We start from the raw sequence: 17,125 nt of genomic DNA on the forward strand, positions 1-17,125 counted from the left end.
GTAAGGGCGATATTGGCACGGAACGCACGGCATGCTGTGCAGTCACGAACGGTTGACAGCGCTTACGCCAGGGCCTCGGCACGGGCGATGGGCTCACTGGCCAGCACACAGCTCACGCTATGCCCGCCACCCAGCGCGGTCGCCCGCGGCACCGCCTCCAGGCATTGCGCGCGCGCGTGCGGGCAGCGCGGGGCAAAGCTGCAGCCTGGCGGCAGGGCCGACAGATCGGGCGGCGAGCCGGCGATGGTCTGCAACCGCTGGCCGCGGTCCATGCCGTGCTGGCGGCTTTGCAGCAGCGCCATCGTATAGGGATGGCGCGCGGCGCGCAGGATGGTGCGGATCGGGCCTTCCTCGACGATGCGCCCGCCGTACATCACGGCGACGCGGTCGGCGATTTCCACGGCCGCGCCGATGTCATGGGTGACGAACACGATCGACAGGCCAAGCTCGCGCTGCAACTCGCGCAGCAGGATCAGCACCTGGATCTGCACGGTGGCGTCCAGCGCAGTGGTCGGCTCGTCGGCCAGCAGGACCTTGGGGTTGGCCGACAGCGCCAGCGCGATCATGGCGCGCTGGCGCATGCCGCCGGACATCTCATGCGGATAGGCCGCCAGGCGCCGCTCCGGGCTGGGAATGCGCACGGACTCCAGCGCGCGCAGCGCACGCTGGCGCGCCTCGGCGGCGGACACGCGGGCGTGGGTGCGGATGCACTCGATGATCTGCTGGCCGATGGTGTAGACCGGGTCCAGCGCCAGCAACGGTTCCTGGAACACCATCGCTACCTTGCCGCCGCGCAGCCGGGCAAGGCCACGGCCATCGAGGGCGGTGACGTCGGTGCCGTCGATGCGGATCTCGCCTTCCATGCGGGTGCGGCGCGGCGGGTGCAGGCGCATCAGCGCGCGCAGCGTCACGCTCTTGCCGGAGCCGGATTCGCCGATCAGGGCGAGGGTCTCGCCAGGCGCCACCTCAAGCGATACGCCGCTGACGGCGCGAATGGTCTTGCCGCCGCCGGAGAAGGTCACGCGCAGGTCGCGCACCGACACCATGGGGGCGGCTGCCTGGGGGTGGGTGCTGTGGTTGGGTGCGGTCACGGGTACGCTCACGGGTGCAGTCATGGGTACGTTCACGGGTGCATTCACGATTTGGCCCTCAGGGTGCTGCAACGAGCGGGCTGGCGGCCGCGGGCATCTGCCGGCTGTGGCCGCCGTCCACGTTAGCCATCAGGCAGGCCACCGGATGCCCCGCCAGCGCGTCGGACAACTGCGGCGCGCGGCGCGAGCAAACGTCCTGCGCCATGGCGCAGCGCGGATGGAAGCTGCAGCCGGATGGCGGGTTGATCGGGTTGGGCGGGTCTCCCGCCAGCGGCGCAACCTGGGTGCGGTGATCCGGGTCCATCGCCGGCATCGAGGCCAGCAGCGCGCGCGTGTAGGGATGCGCGGGGTTGGCGTAGAGCGTTTCGGTGTCGCCCACCTCCACGACCTTGCCCAGGTACATCACCATCACGCGGTCGCACAGGTAGCGGATCACGTTCAGGTCGTGGCTGATGAAGACGTAGGTAAGGTCGAACTCGGCCTTGAGCTCGAGCAGCAGGTTGAGCACCTGCGCCTCCACCGATTTGTCCAGCGCCGACACGGCTTCATCGAGAATCACCAGGCGCGGGCGCAGTACCAGCGCCCGCGCGATATTCACCCGCTGGCGCTGCCCGCCGGAGAGTTCGTGCGGATAGCGCCCGGCAAAGCGTGTCGGCTCCAGGCCCACGCGATCCAGCAGGGCGCGCGCGCGCGCGCTGGCTTCGGCCGCGTCGATGCCGTGCACGCGCGCGGTAAAGGCGATCGATTCCTCGATGGTCAGGCGCGGATTGAGCGAGGAGTAGCTGTCCTGGAACACCATCTGCACCTGGCTGCGGTAGCGCTTCATCGGCAACTGCGCCGACCCCACGCCCAGCGCATCGAAAATCAGCTCGCCGCTGTTTTGCTCGATCAACTGCATCAGCAGGCGCGCGGTGGTGGACTTGCCGCAGCCGGATTCGCCGACCACGCCCAGCGTTTCGCCCTTTCTCACTTCGAAGCTGACGCCGTCGACGGCGCGGACTTCGCCACCGCTGCGCCAGGGTAGTTTCGACTTGAGCGGGAAGTGCTTGATCAGGTCGCGCGCGATCACCAGTGGTTGCGCGGGGCCGCCGACGTCGGTGTTGGCCAATGCATCGGGTACCGTGTCTTGCAAGGTTTCCATCATGGCGTCAGTCCTTGATTTCCATCGCCGAGCGAATGCCATCGGCGAGCAGGTTGAAGGAGATCGAGGTCAGGAAGATCATGGCGCCGGGCAGGGCGGCAACCAGCGGCTGCGTGTAGATTGCCGTGCGCAGCGTGTTGAGCATCAGGCCCCATTCCGGCTCGGGCGGCTTGACGCCGAGGCCGAGGAAAGACAGGCCCGAGGCCAGGATCATCGACACCGAGATCAGGCTGGTGGCGTAGACAAAGATCGGCCCCAGCACATTGTTGAGCACGTGGGCGCGCACGATGGTCAGCGACGACGCCCCCGAGGCGCGCGCCGCATCGACGAACTCGCGATTGCGCACCTGCGTGGTCACGCTCTCCGCCACGCGCACGATCTGCGGCACGAACACGATGGTGAGCGACAGCAGCGCATTGCCCACGCCCGCGCCCAGCGTGCCCGACAGCGCGATGGCCAGCAGCACCGAGGGGAAGGCGTACAGGATGTCGACCAGCCGCATGATCACGGTATTGGTCCAGCCGCCGGCATAGCCCGCGACGATGCCCAGCGCGCTGCCGATCACAAAGGCGATCAGCACCGGCGTGATGCCCATGAACAGCGACAGCCGCGCGCCCAGCATCAGACGGGACAGCAGGTCACGCCCCAGCTCGTCGGTGCCAAGCAGGTAGTGCTCCGTGCCGATCGGCTTGAGGCGCTTCATGATCGAGGCGGCGTACGGATCGGCCGGCATCAGCACGGGCGCGAAGATCGCCATCAGCACCAGCGCCAGCACGATCAGCGCGGCCAGCATGGCCACTTTGTTGCGCAGCAGGCGTTTGCCCACCGTGGCCCAGTAGCCGGGCGAGCGCTGCACGACGGGCACAAGGGCGGGTTTTTTCAGCGTCATTTCCATGGGGGCTCCCGGGTTTCCTGGATGGCGTCAGTTGCGCTGGATGCGCGGGTCGAACAAGGTCTGCAGCGCATCGACCAGCAGGTTCAGCAACACGAAGAACACGGCGAGCACCAGGATGGTCCCCTGCAGCAGCGGAAAGTCGCGCTGGAAGATCGCCGAGTTGAGCAGGAAGCCCGTGCCGGGCCAGGAGAACACTGTCTCGATCAGGATCGAGCCGCCCAGCAGGTAGCCGAGCTGCAGGCCCATCACCGATAGCGCGGTGGGCGCCACGTTCTTCAGCACATGGCGGAACACCGCCAACTCCGACAAGCCGCGTGCCTTGAGGCCGACGATGAATTCGTTCGAGAGGATTTCAGCCACGAGCGCGCGGATGGTGCGTGCCACGATGCCCATCGGGATCACCGACATCGTCACCGCCGGCAGCACCATGTACTGGATATGCTCCCAGTTCCAGGCCCAGTCGCTGGAGCCACCGGGGCCGGCACCGGTGGCGGGCAGCCAGCCGAGGAACACGGAGAACACGATCACCAGCACCATGCCCAGCCAGTAGTGCGGCATGCTCACGCCGAAGACCGACAGGAAGGAGGCCGTGCGGTCCGCAGCGGAATCGCGGAAGTAGCCCGCCACGAAGCCGAACAGGCAGCCGAAGGTAAAGCCGATCAGCGTGGCCACCGCGGCCAGCCGGACCGAGTTGATCACCGCCGTCATCACCTCGCTCATCACCGGGCGGTTGGTGGCGATGGAAGTGCCCAGGTCGCCGTGCAGCGCGCGGGTGAGCCAGTGCAGGAATTGCTCAACGAAGGGCTTGTCGAAGCCGTAGAGCGCAGTGAGCTGGCGGCGCAGGTCCTCGGAGGCGTCGGGCGGCAGCACCGACACCAGCGGGTCGCCTGGCGCGATATGGACCAGCGAGAAGCAGAGCAGGGCGACCCCGAGCAGGATGGGGATCGCGTAGACGATGCGGCGGAGCAGGTAGAGCATGTTCGTGGCCGGGAAGGAAGGCGAGCGTTGCCTGCCGTGGTTTCTCGGGGGAGCCCGGCCGATGCATGCCGGCCGGGCATCTTCTGGATTGCGCTGCGCGCGGCCGGCCCGGGACCGGCCACGCGCGCAGGCCGCTTAGTGCACGGCCCGGTGCTCGGCGTGTGGCACGGCTCAGTCCATCGACATGGTGGCGATGTCGATAAACCAGCTCTGCGGCTGCACCACGCCCTTGACCTTCCTGGAGATCGCGCGCGGGCCGACGTCATGCGCGATCAGCACGAAAGGTGCTTCTTCCACGATGCGGGCATGCAGCTTGGCCAGCGCCGTGTCGCGCGCCTTCTCGTCGAAAGACGTGCGCGCCGTCTCGATCAGCTTGTCGAACTCCGCGTTGCCGAAGTAGCCCCAGTTGTTCGATACCGGCGGCTGCGTCTTGGTGCTGACAAAACGGACCATGGCGAAGAACGGGTCCATCGCCGCAAAGCTCACGTTGATGGCGTTGGCGCCATGCGCGCTCGGGTCCTTGGCGCCGATGCGCCAGTTGGTAAACAGCGTGTTCCACTCGACCACGTCGAAGTCGACGTCGATGAAGCACGCCTTCAGGTTCTGCTGCACGTACTCGTTCATCGGCAGCGGCTGCATCTGGCCAGAGCCCGAGGCGGAAACCTGCACCTTCACCTTCATCGGCTTGGCGGCCGAGTAGCCGGCCTCCTGCATCAGCTTGCGCGCGGCGTTGGCGTCGTACTTGATATCGAAGGTGGGGTTGCCCCACCACGGGTTGCCCTTTTCGACGATGCCCTTGGATTCGGCCATGTAGCCGCCCAGCAAGGTCTTCAGGCCCTCGCGGTTCACGCACAGGTTGGCCGCCTGGCGCACGCGCTTGTCGAGCCAGGGAGATCCGGGCGCGAACGACAGCTGCCAGGGCCACATATGCGGCTGGGCATTGGCATAGACCTCAAAGCCGCGGCTCTTGATCTGCGCCACGGCATCCGGCGCCGGTGCCTCGATCCAGTCGACCTGGCCCGACAACAGCGCGGCGGTGCGGGCATTGGCCTCCGGCATCGGCTGCATCACCACCTTGTCGATCTTGGGTACGCGCCTGGCGTCCCAGTACTGCGCGTTCTTCACCATCTCCAGGCGCTCGCGCGGCACGAAGCGGCTCATCTTGAAGGGACCGGTGCCGGACGCATCGGCGGCAAAGGCCACCCAGGCTTGCTTGGAGCGCTCGGCCGGATCGGTCACCGAGGCCGGCACGGCGGCCAGCTTCTTGTCCCACTGCGTGGGCGAGGCCATGAACAGGTTGCTCAGGTTGTACGGCAGGAAGGAGTCCGGCTCCGACGTGACCAGCTCCACCGTGAGGTCGTCGATCTTCCTGGCCGAGCGCAGCGTCGGCATGCGCGAGGCGGTCACGCCAACCTGGCTGGGATCGAACTGCCTGGCGGTCTTGTCGAGCACCTTGCCCACGTTCCACACCACGGCGTCGGCGTTGAACGGCGAGCCGTCATGGAACTTCACGCCGGGGCGCAGCTTGAAGATCCACTTGGTCTTGTCCTTGGCATCGACCTTCCATTCCGTGGCCAGGTCGGCAATCAGCAGGCTGGGGCCATTGGCCTTGGACAGGTCCCACTGGGTCAGCCCGTCATACATCGGGATGCCGGTGAAGCGGTTGCCTTCGAAACCCTGGTCGGGCTGGCCCAGCGTACGCGGGATGTCGGCGGCGGTCATGCCGATGCGCAGTACCTTCTCGGCCATCGCGGTGCCCGGCAAGGCGAGGATCGAGACGGCGGTGATCGCGGCAGCGGCGGCGATGGACTTCAGGCCGGGTTTCACGCTTCTTATGGAGTCGGAAGAGAAAACGGTCACGGGCAAAGCTCCTGGGTAGGGGAAGGGGAGACGGAACCAGTTAAGCAAGTCATATGCCAGTGCTCAACGTCTGAGCCAATGTCTGAGCCGATGTGCGAGCCTGTGCCCCAGCTTCGTTCCGCTGGCGTTCCTGCCATGGCCTGTTTTTTGCTGACTTCCCCGTCTGACTCCCAACCAACCGGCTTCCCGACATGGATCAGCAACACCTTCCCCGCATCAACGCAGCACGCCTGTGGCAATCGCTGATGGACCTCGCGCAGATCGGCGCCACGCCCAAGGGCGGCGTGTGCCGCATCGCGCTGACCGAGCTGGACCGCCAGGGCCGAGACCTGGTGGTCGGCTGGTGCCGCGCGGCCGGGCTCGATGTGCGCACCGACGAGGTCGGCAACGTGTTCGCGCGCCGTGCCGGCAGCGATCCCCATGCGGCCGCGGTGGCCACCGGCAGCCACATCGACACCCAGCCGTCGGGCGGCAAGTTCGACGGCAATTTCGGCGTGCTGGCTGGCCTGGAGGTGATGCGCACGCTCAACGACCTGGGCATCGTCACCCGCGCGCCGCTGGAGCTGGCGTTCTGGACCAACGAGGAGGGCACCCGCTTTACGCCCGTGATGATGGGCTCGGGTGCCTTCGCCGGCGTGTTCGAGGCGGAGTTCATCCGCGCCCAGCGCGACCTCGACGGCATCAGCGTGGGCGAGGCGCTGGAGCAGATCGGCTACCGTGGCGAGCAACCGGTGGGCGAAGTGCCGGGCGGCATGTTCGCGGCCTATTTCGAGGCGCATATCGAGCAGGGGCCGGTGCTGGAAGCCGCCGGGCTGCCGATCGGCGTGGTCTCGGGCGCGCTCGGCCAGCAATGGTACGACGTGACCGTGACCGGCATGGACGCCCACGCCGGCCCCACGCCGCTGGCGCTGCGCCACGACGCCATGCTGGCGGCCGCTCGCATGATCGATGAAGTCAATCGCATCGCCGTGGAGGAGGCTCCGCACGGGCGCGGCACGGTTGGCTACGTGCAGGTCACACCCAACTCACGCAACGTGATTCCGGGCCGCGTGGACTTTTCCGTGGACCTGCGCAATCTCTCGCAGGCCGGGCTGGACCGCATGGACGCCGCCATGCGCGCGTCGTTCGCACAGATTGCGCAGCGTGGCGCGGTGCAAGTGTCGATCATCCAGGTGGTGAAGTTCGAGCCCTGCGTGTTCGCGCCGGCATGCGTGGACAGCGTGCGCCGCGCCGCGGCCGCGCTGGGGCTGCCGCACATGGACGTGGTCAGCGGCGCCGGGCACGACGCCGTGTACGTGGCGCAGCGCGCGCCCACCGGCATGATCTTCGTGCCGTGCAAGGACGGCATCAGCCACAACGAGCTGGAAGACGCGCTGCCCGAGCATATCGAGGCCGGCGCCAATGTGCTGCTGCAAGCGATGCTGGAGCACGCGCGCTAAGGCGACTCAGCGCCCTGGCGATCTAGCGATTCAGCGTCTCAGTGGGCGATCGAACGCGAGATCGCCCAGGCGCATTCGATCACCATCGGCGCGAGCTTTTTCTGCGCCTCGGCCATGCTCCAGCGGCTGGCCGGCGGCGACACATGCACCGCGCCCACCGCCTGCCCCTGGCTGTTGACGATGGCCGCGCCCACGCCCATATCGCCCAGGAACAATTCCTCGTTGTTGCAGGCGTAGCCCACCTTCCGGCAAGCCACCACCCTCTCGAAGATCGCCGCCACATCGGTCAGCGTGGACGGCGTGCGCGCCACCCGGGCCGAGTCCTCCAGCATGGCCATCACCTGATCGTCGGGCAACTTGCTCAGATACGCGCGGCCGCTGCTGGTGCAGTACATCGGGATGCGCATGCCAACGGGCGTCAGCACCGGGATGTACTTCGACGTCATCAACTGCGCCACGTAGACCATCTCCAGCCCCACCGGCTCGGTCAGGTTGGCGGTCTCGCCGCTGGCATTGGCGAGCTGCGACAGGTAGGGGCTGGCGACCTGGATCAGCGCGTCGGCGGACAGGTAGTTGTAGCCGATCTCCATCACCTTGGGCGTCAACCGGAAGCGCCGCGTCTGCGGGTGCTTGGCCACATAGCCCAGCGTTTCCAGCGTATGCACGGTGCGTTGCGCGGAGCTTTTGGTCATGCCGGTCAGCCCCGCCAGTTCGGCCAGCGTGAGGGTGCGATGGACTGCGCTGAAAGCCCGCAGCACTTCCAGCCCTTTCTCCAGCGACTGATTGAAAAGCGGGTCAGGGCGAGCGGATTTTTCGTCGCTTTCCGTGCCGCTCTCCGTGCCGCTGACCGGCGCTTCGCCGCCGTTTTCCTGATGGTCTTGCCGGTTCATGTTTGCATTCCGCCGAGTCTTCCGAGTCTTCGTACAGGTGACGGGCACCATCGCAGGGAAGGCCTGCACCACGATGAATGTATATTGCACCAATATACGACTGAATCGATTATCGATTCGTTTGGTTTCCGTCCATCATATTCGGGCCATCTTTCTTTGGGAATAGCGGCGATGTAACTGGCCCGCCGATTTGGGGGCGCGAGCTTTCTTATTCCGGTTGAATGCCTTGTTTTATAAGGCTTCCGGGGCGTTTTCCCGGTTGCGGGCTGGCGAGACATGCAGCGCATGCGCGACAGTGCGATGCAGTCGATTCGTTCCCCTTCAGTGTTTACCCGCATTCCTGATTTGTTGACGATCAGTGAAATATCAGACTAGTATCACAACAACTTCAAGACTGCGGGAATCACCATGTCGAACCCGATCCGGCTGGTCGGCGGCGCCGATCACACCCCCGAGCCAGCTTCGCGCGCTGCCACCGGCGCCGCGCTGCGCGAGCAGGCCTATGCCGAGATCAAGCGGCGCATCATTTCCTGCGAATTCCGTCCTGGCGAGCCGCTCAACGAAGCCCAGGTCGCGGCCTTGCTCGGCATCGGCCGCACCCCCGTGCACCAGGCGCTGCACCGGCTGGAAGTGGAAGGGCTGGTGTCGATCCTGCCGCGCAAGGGCGTGCTGGTCTCGCCGCTGTCGCTTAACGAAGTGCTCGACATGATCGAAGTGCGCGCCACCAACGAAGTGCTGTGCGCCACGCTGGCCTGCGAGCGCGCCCACGAGAGCGATCTCAAGGCCATGCGCGAGATCGTCGACCGCTCGCCTGACCTGATCGCGCGGCGCGACATCGCCGGCCTGGCCGCACTCGACCTCAAGTTCCATACCGCCATGTCGGCCGCCTCGCGCAATCGCGTGCTGGCCGACCTGCTGCGCGGCCTGCACGAGAAGCAGGCGCGCTTCTGGTTCCTCTCGCTGTCCGACCCGCAGCACCTGGAGAACGTCTACCAGGAGCACAGGGTGATCATCGATGCCCTGGAGCGGCGCGATGTGCCGGCCGTGCGCGAGGCCATCCGCGAACACATTGACGAATTCCGGAAGAACATCATCCGGACCATCTGACCGTTTTTCTCCGCAACAGGTAGTGAGCAATGCCGACACTTCAATTCCAGGTAGCCGGCGAGGGTGAACTCGTCCTCGATATCCAGCGCCTGATCATCGCCGGCTGGACCGGCCGCGACGCCGACGCCGTCAACCACCACATCCGCGAGCTCGAAGAGATCGGCGTCAAGCCGCCGACCACCGTGCCGTGCTTCTACCCGCTGGCCGCTTCGCTGCTGACCACCGACGCGCTGCTCGAAGTGCCGCGCGAAGACTCCTCCGGCGAAATCGAGTTCGTGCTGCTGGCGGCCAAGGACGCGATGTACATCGGTGTGGGTTCCGACCACACCGACCGCAAGGTCGAAGCCTATGACGTCACCGTCTCCAAGCAGATGTGCGCCAAGCCCCTGGGCACCGAAGTCTGGCGCTTCGACGATGTGGCCGCGCACTGGGACCAGTTGCAGATGCGCTGCTGGCGCACCCGCAACGGCCAGCGCGCGCTCTATCAGGAAGGGCTGGTCACGCGCCTGCTGGACCCGCGCGACCTGATCCAGCGCCTCACCGGCGAAGACAAGCTGCCGGTGGGCACCGCCATGTTCTGCGGCACGCAAGCCGTGATTGGCGAGCTGGGCAGCGGCGAAGCCTTTGAGGTCGAGCTCCACGATCCGGTGCTCAAGCGCACGCTGCGCCATGCCTATCGCGTGGAATGCCTGGCGGTCGCACCATGAGCACCACGCTGCCCACCATCGCCGCGCTCGCCGCCGACCTGGCCGCCGGGCGCACCACCAGCGTTGCGCTGACCGAGCAGGCACTGGCTCGCATCGACGGCCACCGTAACGCTGGCGGCACCGCCTTCCTGGAAGTCGACGGCGCCGGCGCGCTGGCCGCGGCCCGCGCCGCCGACCAGGCGCGGGCAGCAGGGCTGGTGGCTTCTCCGCTGGCCGGGCTGCCGGTCTCCATCAAGGACCTGTTCGACGTAAAAGGGCAGGTGACCCGGGCCGGGTCGAAGGCGCTCGCGGGCGAGCCCGCCAGCGCCGACGCGCCCGTGGTGGCGCGCCTGCGCGCCGCCGGCGCCGTGCTGATCGGGCGCACCAATATGAGCGAGTTCGCGTTCTCCGGCCTCGGCCTGAACCCGCACTACGGCACGCCCCGCACGCCCTTCGATGACGCACGCATCGCGGGTGGCTCCACGTCCGGTGGTGCGCTCAGCGTGGCGCTCGATCTGGCCGTCGCGGCGCTCGGCACCGACACCGGCGGCTCCATCCGTATCCCCAGCGCGTTCTGCGGCCTGACCGGCTTCAAGCCCACCGCAAGCCGCGTGCCGCTGGCCGGCGCCGTGCCACTGTCGACCTCGCTCGACTCCGCCGGCCCGCTGGCGCGCTCGGTTGCCTGCTGCGCCGCGTTCGACGCCATCGTCAGCGGCGAAACGCTGGACAGCCGCCCCGCGCCGCTGGGCGGGCTGCGTCTGCTGGTGACCCGCGATTTCGTGTGCGACGGCCTCGACGCCGAAGTCGCCCAAGCCTTCGACGTCACGCTCGCCACGCTCTCCCGGCTCGGTGCGCAGATCATCCCGTTCGATTTCCCCGAGCTCAAGCGCCTGCCGCAGATCAACGCCGCCGGCGGCCTCACGGCAGCCGAAGCCTGGCACTGGCACAAGCCGTTGCTGGCCGAACGCGGCGATGCCTACGACCCGCGCGTTGCCATGCGCATCCGCCGCGGCGAGCAACTCGGCGCCGCCGACTATATCGAACTGCTGGCCGAGCGCCGCGCCATGCAGGCGCGCGCCGCCGGCCTGCTGCGCGAAGCCGACGCCTGGCTGATGCCCACGGTCGCCGTGCGCCCGCCACGGCTCGATGCCCTGCAAAGCGACGAAGCCTTCTTCGCCACCAACGGCCTCGTGCTGCGCAACCCCAGCGTGCTCAACTTCCTCGACGGCTGTGCCGTATCGCTGCCGATGCCGGCGGCGGAGCAGGGCATGGGGCTGAGCGTCGGCGGCCTGAACGGGCGCGACGCGCGCGTGCTGCAGGTGGCCGGCGCCATCGAAGCCGCACTGCGGTAAGGCGTAGCAACCAGCAGAAAAGACCAAGGGCCGCGGCCAGGCAGCGCGGCCCCGTCAATCCACACCCAAGGAGTACCACCGATGTCTTCCGTGATGACCGGCGCCCCTGGCGCCCTGGAGAGCCCGGCCCACACCCCGGCAGAGCGCAATGAGGCCTACCGCAAGATCGCAGTGCGGCTGATTCCCTTCCTGGTGTTCCTGTTCGTGCTCGCCTGGATCGACCGCGTCAATGTCGGCTTTGCCAAGCTGCAGATGCTGCAAGACCTGCAATTCAGCGAAGCCGTGTACGGTTTCGGTGCCGGTATCTTCTTCATCGGCTACTTCCTGTTCGAAGTGCCCAGCAACCTCTTGCTGGAGAAAATCGGCGCGCGCCGCACGCTCGCCCGCATCACCATCCTGTGGGGCTTTGCCTCCATGGCGATGATCTTCGTCAAGACCCCCATGCAGTTCTACGCCCTGCGATTCCTGCTCGGCGTGTTCGAGGCCGGCTTCTTTCCCGGTGTCGTGCTCTACCTGACCTACTGGTTCCCGGCCCAGCGCCGCGCCCGCATCAACGGCCTGTTCATGACCTCGTTCGCCATCGCCGGCGTCATCGGCGGCCCGCTCGCCGGCTTCATCATGAGCAGCATGGAAGGCGTCGACGGCCTCGCCAACTGGCAATGGCTGTTCGTCATCGAAGGCATCCCCTCCGTGCTCGCCGGCATCGCCGTGCTGATGTTCCTGCCTGAAAAGCCCATCAGCGCCAAATGGCTCAGCCCCAGCGAGCGCGACCTCGTCACCCGCGAGATCGAAGCCGAAAACCGCGACCCCGCGAAGCACTCCTCGCTGCGCGCCGCCTTCACCAACTCGCGCGTCTGGATCTGCGCCGCCATCTACTTCTGCGTGGTCAGCGGTAACGCTACCATCGCCTTCTGGTCGCCATCCATCATCAAGGAGCTTGGCGTCAAGGGCAACCTGCAGATCGGCCTCGTCTCCGCCATCCCCTTCATCGCAGGCACCCTCGCCATGGTCTGGAACGGCATCCACTCCGACCGCACCGGTGAGCGCCGCCTGCACTGCGCGCTAGCCACCCTGATGGCCGCCGCCGGGCTCGTGCTCACCGGCATGTGGCTGCACAGCGCCGTGCTCGCCATGGTGGCGCTCACCATCGCCTCCGTCGGCATCCTCGCCGCCTTCCCGGTGTTCTGGTCGCTGCCCTCCGCCTTCCTCGCCGGCACCGCCGCCGCGGGCGGCATCGCCCTCATCAACTCCATCGGCAACCTCGCCGGCTTCGTCGCGCCCTACATGATCGGCTGGTTCAAGACCAACACCGGCCAGCTTTCGTCCGGCCTGTACTTTGTCGCCGCGCTGGAAGCCTGCGCCACCGTCCTGGTGCTGGCATTCATCAAAACCAAGGCCAGCGCGAAGGCATAGCCCAGGAGATGCACCAGGCAGCACGAGGGGGCTGGATTCCAGCGGCGCTTTGCGCTAGAATCCGCTGCCTCGTTGCGCTGCATGCGCAAAGTGCGCCGGCAGCACAGGTAACACAAGCCAGGCGGGCAGTTCCAGCCGCCTGTTTGCTTTTGTGGTTTTGTGACATCTCTCACGCTGCCCGGCACGCCTGCAAGACAACGAGCACAGCGGCCTCCCGCCAGGGATGCACGCCGCAGGGACTGCGAGGGTGGCGAAATTGGTAGACGCACCAGGTTTAGGTCCTGACGCCAGCAATGGTGTAGGGGTTCGAGTCCCCTCCCTCGCACCAAAGTCTTTTAAGAATCACTTATCCGCCTCGTTTCACCTCCCACATTTTCGTATCACTTCCGCCCGCAAAACTAGGCCACACAAGGCTTAGCAGGTGATTCGCGGCAATCGCCTCGCTGCACTCAGCACATTCCCATTTCACTTATAATCGGCGCTCCGGCCCCATAGCGGCCCCACGTTCGGCCCCACGAAATGGCACACTTTACGAAGTCGGCATCCGGCTGGCGCGCGCAGGTGAAGGTGAAGGGCGTACGCGATTCCCGCATGTTCGACACGAAGGCCGAGGCGCAAGCTTGGGCGGCCAAGCGCGAGACGGAAATGCGCTCGATCGAGTCGGGGATGGGCAGCAAGACCCACACGGTCGGCGACGTCCTGGACAAGTACCAGAAGGACGTCAGCCCGAAGAAGCGTGGCAGCCGGTGGGAGATCCTGCGGCTCGAGCTGATCGGTCGGAAGGAGATCGAGGGCAAGCCCTTCCGTGATATCCGCCTCATTGACCTCAAGCCGCATCACATCACCGCCTGGCGCGACGCCCGGGAGCGGGAGGTGGCAGGGGCCTCTGTATCGCGGGAGATGTCGTTGCTGTCGCACGCTTTGAAGGTGGCGCGCGACGAGTGGGGCTTGCTCCTGACTGACCCGATGAAGACGGTAAGCCGTCCGCCGGACAGCCCGCCGCGCGAGCGGCGCATCACAGATGCCGAGGCAGGGTTGATCGTCCAGTCGCTGGGATTCCGGGAAGGGTTGCCGGTTGAACTGCCGGTGCAACGTGTGGCAGTCGCGTTCCTGTTCGCCATTGAGACGGCCATGCGGTCCGGCGAGATCCTGGGGCTCACCAGCCTGACGGTCGACAAGGTGGCCAAGGTGGCGCATCTGCCGTTGACCAAGAACGGCGGCGCGCGCGACGTTCCTTTGTCATCGCGGGCGATTGAGTTGCTCGAGCTGCTGCCGGCGGTGGAGGCCGGCGAGCCGCTGTTCAATCTGTCGGACAAGAGCAGGGATGCGCTGTTCAGGAAGGGCCGCGATCGGTCGGGCCTCAAGAACCTGACCTTCCACGACACACGGCACGAGGCTATCACGCGCCTGGCGAAGAAGCTGCAGCCGCTGGCCCTGGCCCGGATGACCGGGCACACGGACCTGAATGAGCTCATGACCTACTACAACGAGTCGGCGACGGACATCGCCGCCATACTCGGTTAGTCGGTCCGGCGGGGGCGCCCGACCACTTTGTCGCGGTGCCCCTCCGTCCACGCGATCACCTCCGCCGCCTTCCACAGCGGCAGGCTCTTGCCCTTGTCCTTTTCCTCTTCGACACCCGCCTTCTTGGCGCGGGCCGCTGGCAGGCGGATAGCCTTGGGGAAATCGGGCAGCGTGACGATGCGCTCGCCCACTACGCGCGGCGAGCGTTGCAGGTAGGCGCCGATCATCTCCAGGTTCCACAACTGGACTGCCAAGGGCAGGGCGGGTTTTACCCGGGCGGCAACTGCGGCGGCCAGGCGCTCGATCAGATCCGACTCACTCATGCTGTTCTCCAATCCGCCAAGCCTGGCGGGTCAATTCGATGATTCGTTTTGCTGCGTCGTTCATTTGCCCTCGAATACGGCTCTGAGGCTGGCCGCGAGGGCGCGGTACTCGTCGCGGTCTCCCTTCTGGGCTTCGCTGCCCTCCCAGCGCCGGCCGCGCACGAATGTTTCGTCCATTTCACTGGCCAGGCGGTCCATCAGCTCGGCGGCGCGCCGGATTGCCTTTTCTTGTGTCGCGGTCATTCTTGTTTCACTCATCAGATTGGTAAATGCCATTTACGCGTGTGATAGGTATCCACTGGCATCTGGCGTGAATGGCTGCGGCCGGACCTTGGCCGCGATGTACAGGGGGTGCTTCGGGCTACCGTCCTGGTTCAGCCCGAGGTGATGGAGCAGGGTGCCGCGCCCGCACATCCGGACGATGCGCAGCACCTCGGTCGCGCGCGCCGGCGCCGACTTGTGCGCGCCCCAGGCGCAGATCACCAGCGAGCAGCGGTCGAGCGCGTCCATGATGGCGCAGTCGTTCCGGTCGGCCTTGTCGCCCAGCGGTGCGGGGTGGGTCAGTAGGCCGGCTGGATCGGTCGAGCGCAGCGGGAACAGGTTCACCACCTCCAGGCGGCCATACTTGCCGGCCAGCGCGCGCTGCAGGCACCGCGTGATGGTCGGGTCGTTGACTTGGTGGTCTGCCGTCGACGGGTTGAGCATGATGAAGCCTAGGCCGGGGCGGCTGCGGTCCCACTCGCGCCAGAGGCGGAAGCGGTATTGCTCGCAGTCGGAGAGGATGGCGCCGGCCACGCCGTCGAGGGTCTGGGTCGTGAGGTGCTTCATGCTACGATCCTTTGAAACGAGGGGAGACGGCTATGCATGAGAAGACGCTTGCTTACAAGGGATTCACGGTCAAACTCGCCATTCCGGAGGCGGGTGCAACCGGAGGAACTCATGGCTCGGTGCAGATCTCCGGCCCAGAGACAAGTATCGGCGTTCGGTTCACACCGGACTGGATGCAGGCACCCAAAACGACTGAGGAAGCGGAAGCATGGCTCTTTGCATACGCGGCCGGTGCCATTGACTGTGAGTTGGCTGGTGGGTTCGGCATGGATCTCGGACATGAGTAGGTTCACAGACGGACCTGCGTGAACTCAACCACCCACACCCATGGGTTCGCCGCCCATGCGCCGGCGCCGTTGATGCTGTTCCACAGAGTGCGGTACGAATCGACCGGGTTCACGCACATCTGGCAACTCGGGTTGCCGTAGTCCGTCCAGCCGTCCAGTTCCGGCGCAATGCCTTCGGCGATCGCATCGGCCTCGCTGCAGTCGTTCAGCCGCTCGACGCGCACGCCCGTAACCTCCAGAAGTAGGCGCGATGCCCAGCGCGGCATATGCAGGGAAGGAACCTGCCGCCCTTTGATGGCCGCTTGCGGCATCGTCCATTCGTCTGCGACTTTCTCGCCATAGAACGTTTTGCCGTCACCCCCGGCCTGGTATTCCACCCGTACCGTTTCGCAATCACACGCCATGTCGAAACAGGAATGCACGATGCGAGGATTCCATGTCTCGCGCACCCACAGGCGGTCGCCGGGGACGCCATAGGGTGAATGCTTCTCGGCGAACTGCTTCTGTCCCATGCAGTGATAGATGCCAGGCCGCTCGCATTCGGCTAAAACGCTGCCGCGCGCCGAGGTGGTCGGGGCGAAGTCCGGACAAACAAAAACGTCTCCTGCTTCCACGTCGCTAAAGCGCGGCGGGTTCGAGACGCTAACGTAGGGTTGGCGCTTCATTACGCGCCTCGTTTGCGCCTTCCGGCCGTCGAGGATGGCGCGTACCATGGCGCCAGAAAACAAGATCGGGAGTTCACGCATGTACGCTGTCCTCTATTGGCTTGAGCAGCACGATAAGCTGTCTGGGTGGGTGCAGTTCCTTGGTGCCATGATCGGAATCTTTATCGCGATCGCTGTGCCGGCGGTGCAAACGCATTCCTCGAAGAAGATGGATCGACGTGATAAAGCGCAAGCTCTTCGCGCAACGGTGGAAGTTATCCGGATCGGCGCCAAGCTCGCGACGACGGCGCACACGGCAGTGAAGGGTCCCACTCAGGGACGTACGTACTTCCCGAACGACTACGATCCGTCCCATTTCGCGCATGCGCTGCAGCTCCTCGATGGAATTGAGGTTCACCGTCTGCCGACGCCCGGTGCCGTCAAAGCGGTCGTGGATGCGCGGCACAGAATGAGCACATTCACAAATGCTGTAGGGGAGGGTTTTAGAGAGTTCGGTCATATTAATGAGGTATCTCAGGCCGTTTTGGACCGACTGGACGAGGCCCATACGGGGTTGGTGAAAGACGTCAACGAACTTTTGAACGAGTGCAGAGTGATCGAGCTTGGCCGCGCAAAGTGATTCGTGCGACAACGCCAGAGTTGAGGT

At 65.9% G+C, this 17,125-nt stretch carries 18 protein-coding genes and 1 tRNA gene; 9 read left to right on the plus strand and 10 right to left on the minus strand.

The features are described 5' to 3' along the window. Positions 1-62 precede the first annotated feature (62 nt). The 5 genes from RR42_RS07930 to RR42_RS07950 all read right to left on the minus strand — a co-directional run bounded on the left by RR42_RS07930 (position 63) and on the right by RR42_RS07950 (position 5,854). Positions 63-1,046 carry an ABC transporter ATP-binding protein gene (locus RR42_RS07930; protein WP_052494519.1) on the minus strand — a complete coding sequence of 328 codons (984 nt, stop codon included), beginning with the start codon at positions 1,044-1,046 and terminating at the stop codon, positions 63-65. Between the two features lie 103 nt (positions 1,047-1,149). Next, entirely contained in the window at positions 1,150-2,232 is a 1,083-nt protein-coding gene (locus RR42_RS07935; RefSeq protein ID WP_419188881.1) for an ABC transporter ATP-binding protein, read from the minus strand. Between the two features lie 7 nt (positions 2,233-2,239). Further along, entirely contained in the window at positions 2,240-3,127 is an 888-nt protein-coding gene (locus RR42_RS07940) for an ABC transporter permease (RefSeq protein WP_043345453.1), read from the minus strand. Between the two features lie 27 nt (positions 3,128-3,154). Further along, positions 3,155-4,105, minus strand: a complete 951-nt coding sequence (locus RR42_RS07945; RefSeq protein ID WP_043345454.1) for an ABC transporter permease — start codon at positions 4,103-4,105, stop codon at positions 3,155-3,157. Positions 4,106-4,276: 171 nt separating this feature from the next. Then, positions 4,277-5,854, minus strand: a complete 1,578-nt coding sequence (locus tag RR42_RS07950; RefSeq protein WP_236702036.1) for an ABC transporter substrate-binding protein — start codon at positions 5,852-5,854, stop codon at positions 4,277-4,279. A 302-nt stretch (positions 5,855-6,156) separates the two neighbouring features. Between RR42_RS07950 and RR42_RS07955 the strand changes: the two genes are divergently transcribed. Then, complete coding sequence (locus RR42_RS07955) at positions 6,157-7,404, plus strand: Zn-dependent hydrolase (RefSeq protein ID WP_043345458.1); 1,248 nt, start codon at positions 6,157-6,159, stop codon at positions 7,402-7,404. A 38-nt stretch (positions 7,405-7,442) separates the two neighbouring features. Here RR42_RS07955 and RR42_RS07960 read toward each other — a convergent pair whose 3' ends face one another. After that, a complete protein-coding gene (locus tag RR42_RS07960) occupies positions 7,443-8,294 on the minus strand; it encodes an IclR family transcriptional regulator (RefSeq protein ID WP_269083376.1) in 852 nt (283 codons plus the stop codon). A 408-nt stretch (positions 8,295-8,702) separates the two neighbouring features. Between RR42_RS07960 and RR42_RS07965 the strand changes: the two genes are divergently transcribed. From RR42_RS07965 to RR42_RS07990, 6 genes are all read left to right on the plus strand, one after another. Beyond that, positions 8,703-9,401: a GntR family transcriptional regulator gene (locus RR42_RS07965; protein WP_043345460.1), complete on the plus strand. Its 699-nt coding sequence runs from the start codon at positions 8,703-8,705 to the stop codon at positions 9,399-9,401. Between the two features lie 29 nt (positions 9,402-9,430). After that, complete coding sequence (locus RR42_RS07970; RefSeq protein ID WP_043345464.1) at positions 9,431-10,108, plus strand: DUF2848 domain-containing protein; 678 nt, start codon at positions 9,431-9,433, stop codon at positions 10,106-10,108. Next, on the plus strand, positions 10,105-11,439 hold the full coding sequence (locus RR42_RS07975; protein ID WP_043345467.1) for an amidase: 1,335 nt from the start codon (positions 10,105-10,107) through the stop codon (positions 11,437-11,439). The genes RR42_RS07970 and RR42_RS07975 overlap by 4 nt, the downstream gene beginning before the upstream one ends. 81 nt (positions 11,440-11,520) lie before the next feature. Further along, on the plus strand, positions 11,521-12,852 hold the full coding sequence (locus tag RR42_RS07980; RefSeq protein ID WP_043345470.1) for an MFS transporter: 1,332 nt from the start codon (positions 11,521-11,523) through the stop codon (positions 12,850-12,852). A gap of 241 nt (positions 12,853-13,093) precedes the next feature. Next, positions 13,094-13,180: transfer RNA gene (locus RR42_RS07985), tRNA-Leu, on the plus strand. 263 nt (positions 13,181-13,443) lie between these two features. Beyond that, positions 13,444-14,376, plus strand: coding sequence for a tyrosine-type recombinase/integrase (locus tag RR42_RS07990; protein ID WP_236701994.1), 933 nt, complete (start codon positions 13,444-13,446; stop codon positions 14,374-14,376). Here RR42_RS07990 and RR42_RS07995 read toward each other — a convergent pair. Genes RR42_RS07995 through RR42_RS08005 form a run of 3 tightly spaced genes read right to left on the minus strand, consistent with a single transcriptional unit; the run spans position 14,373 to position 15,527 of the window. Further along, the gene (locus RR42_RS07995; protein WP_043345472.1) at positions 14,373-14,699 is read right to left on the minus strand and encodes a hypothetical protein; all 327 of its coding nucleotides are present in this window, start codon (positions 14,697-14,699) and stop codon (positions 14,373-14,375) included. The genes RR42_RS07990 and RR42_RS07995 overlap by 4 nt on opposite strands. A gap of 60 nt (positions 14,700-14,759) precedes the next feature. Continuing rightward, on the minus strand, positions 14,760-14,975 hold the full coding sequence (locus tag RR42_RS08000; protein WP_043345474.1) for a hypothetical protein: 216 nt from the start codon (positions 14,973-14,975) through the stop codon (positions 14,760-14,762). Continuing rightward, on the minus strand, positions 14,976-15,527 hold the full coding sequence (locus RR42_RS08005; protein ID WP_043345476.1) for a DUF1643 domain-containing protein: 552 nt from the start codon (positions 15,525-15,527) through the stop codon (positions 14,976-14,978). A gap of 32 nt (positions 15,528-15,559) precedes the next feature. Here RR42_RS08005 and RR42_RS08010 point away from each other — a divergent pair, with 32 nt between their 5' ends. Continuing rightward, positions 15,560-15,814, plus strand: coding sequence for a hypothetical protein (locus RR42_RS08010; RefSeq protein ID WP_043345478.1), 255 nt, complete (start codon positions 15,560-15,562; stop codon positions 15,812-15,814). A gap of 2 nt (positions 15,815-15,816) precedes the next feature. On the opposite strand, the gene RR42_RS08015 is transcribed toward RR42_RS08010, so the two are convergent. Beyond that, on the minus strand, positions 15,817-16,560 hold the full coding sequence (locus tag RR42_RS08015; RefSeq protein WP_043345480.1) for a hypothetical protein: 744 nt from the start codon (positions 16,558-16,560) through the stop codon (positions 15,817-15,819). Here RR42_RS08015 and RR42_RS08020 point away from each other — a divergent pair. Continuing rightward, positions 16,559-17,098 (plus strand): hypothetical protein, encoded by a 540-nt coding sequence (locus tag RR42_RS08020; RefSeq protein WP_043345482.1) that lies wholly within the window; start codon positions 16,559-16,561, stop codon positions 17,096-17,098. The two genes, RR42_RS08015 and RR42_RS08020, sit on opposite strands and share 2 nt — an antisense overlap. The last annotated feature ends 27 nt before the right edge of the window (positions 17,099-17,125 follow it).

The organism is Cupriavidus basilensis (genome assembly GCF_000832305.1).
Classification (GTDB): Bacteria; Pseudomonadota; Gammaproteobacteria; order Burkholderiales; family Burkholderiaceae; genus Cupriavidus; species Cupriavidus basilensis_F.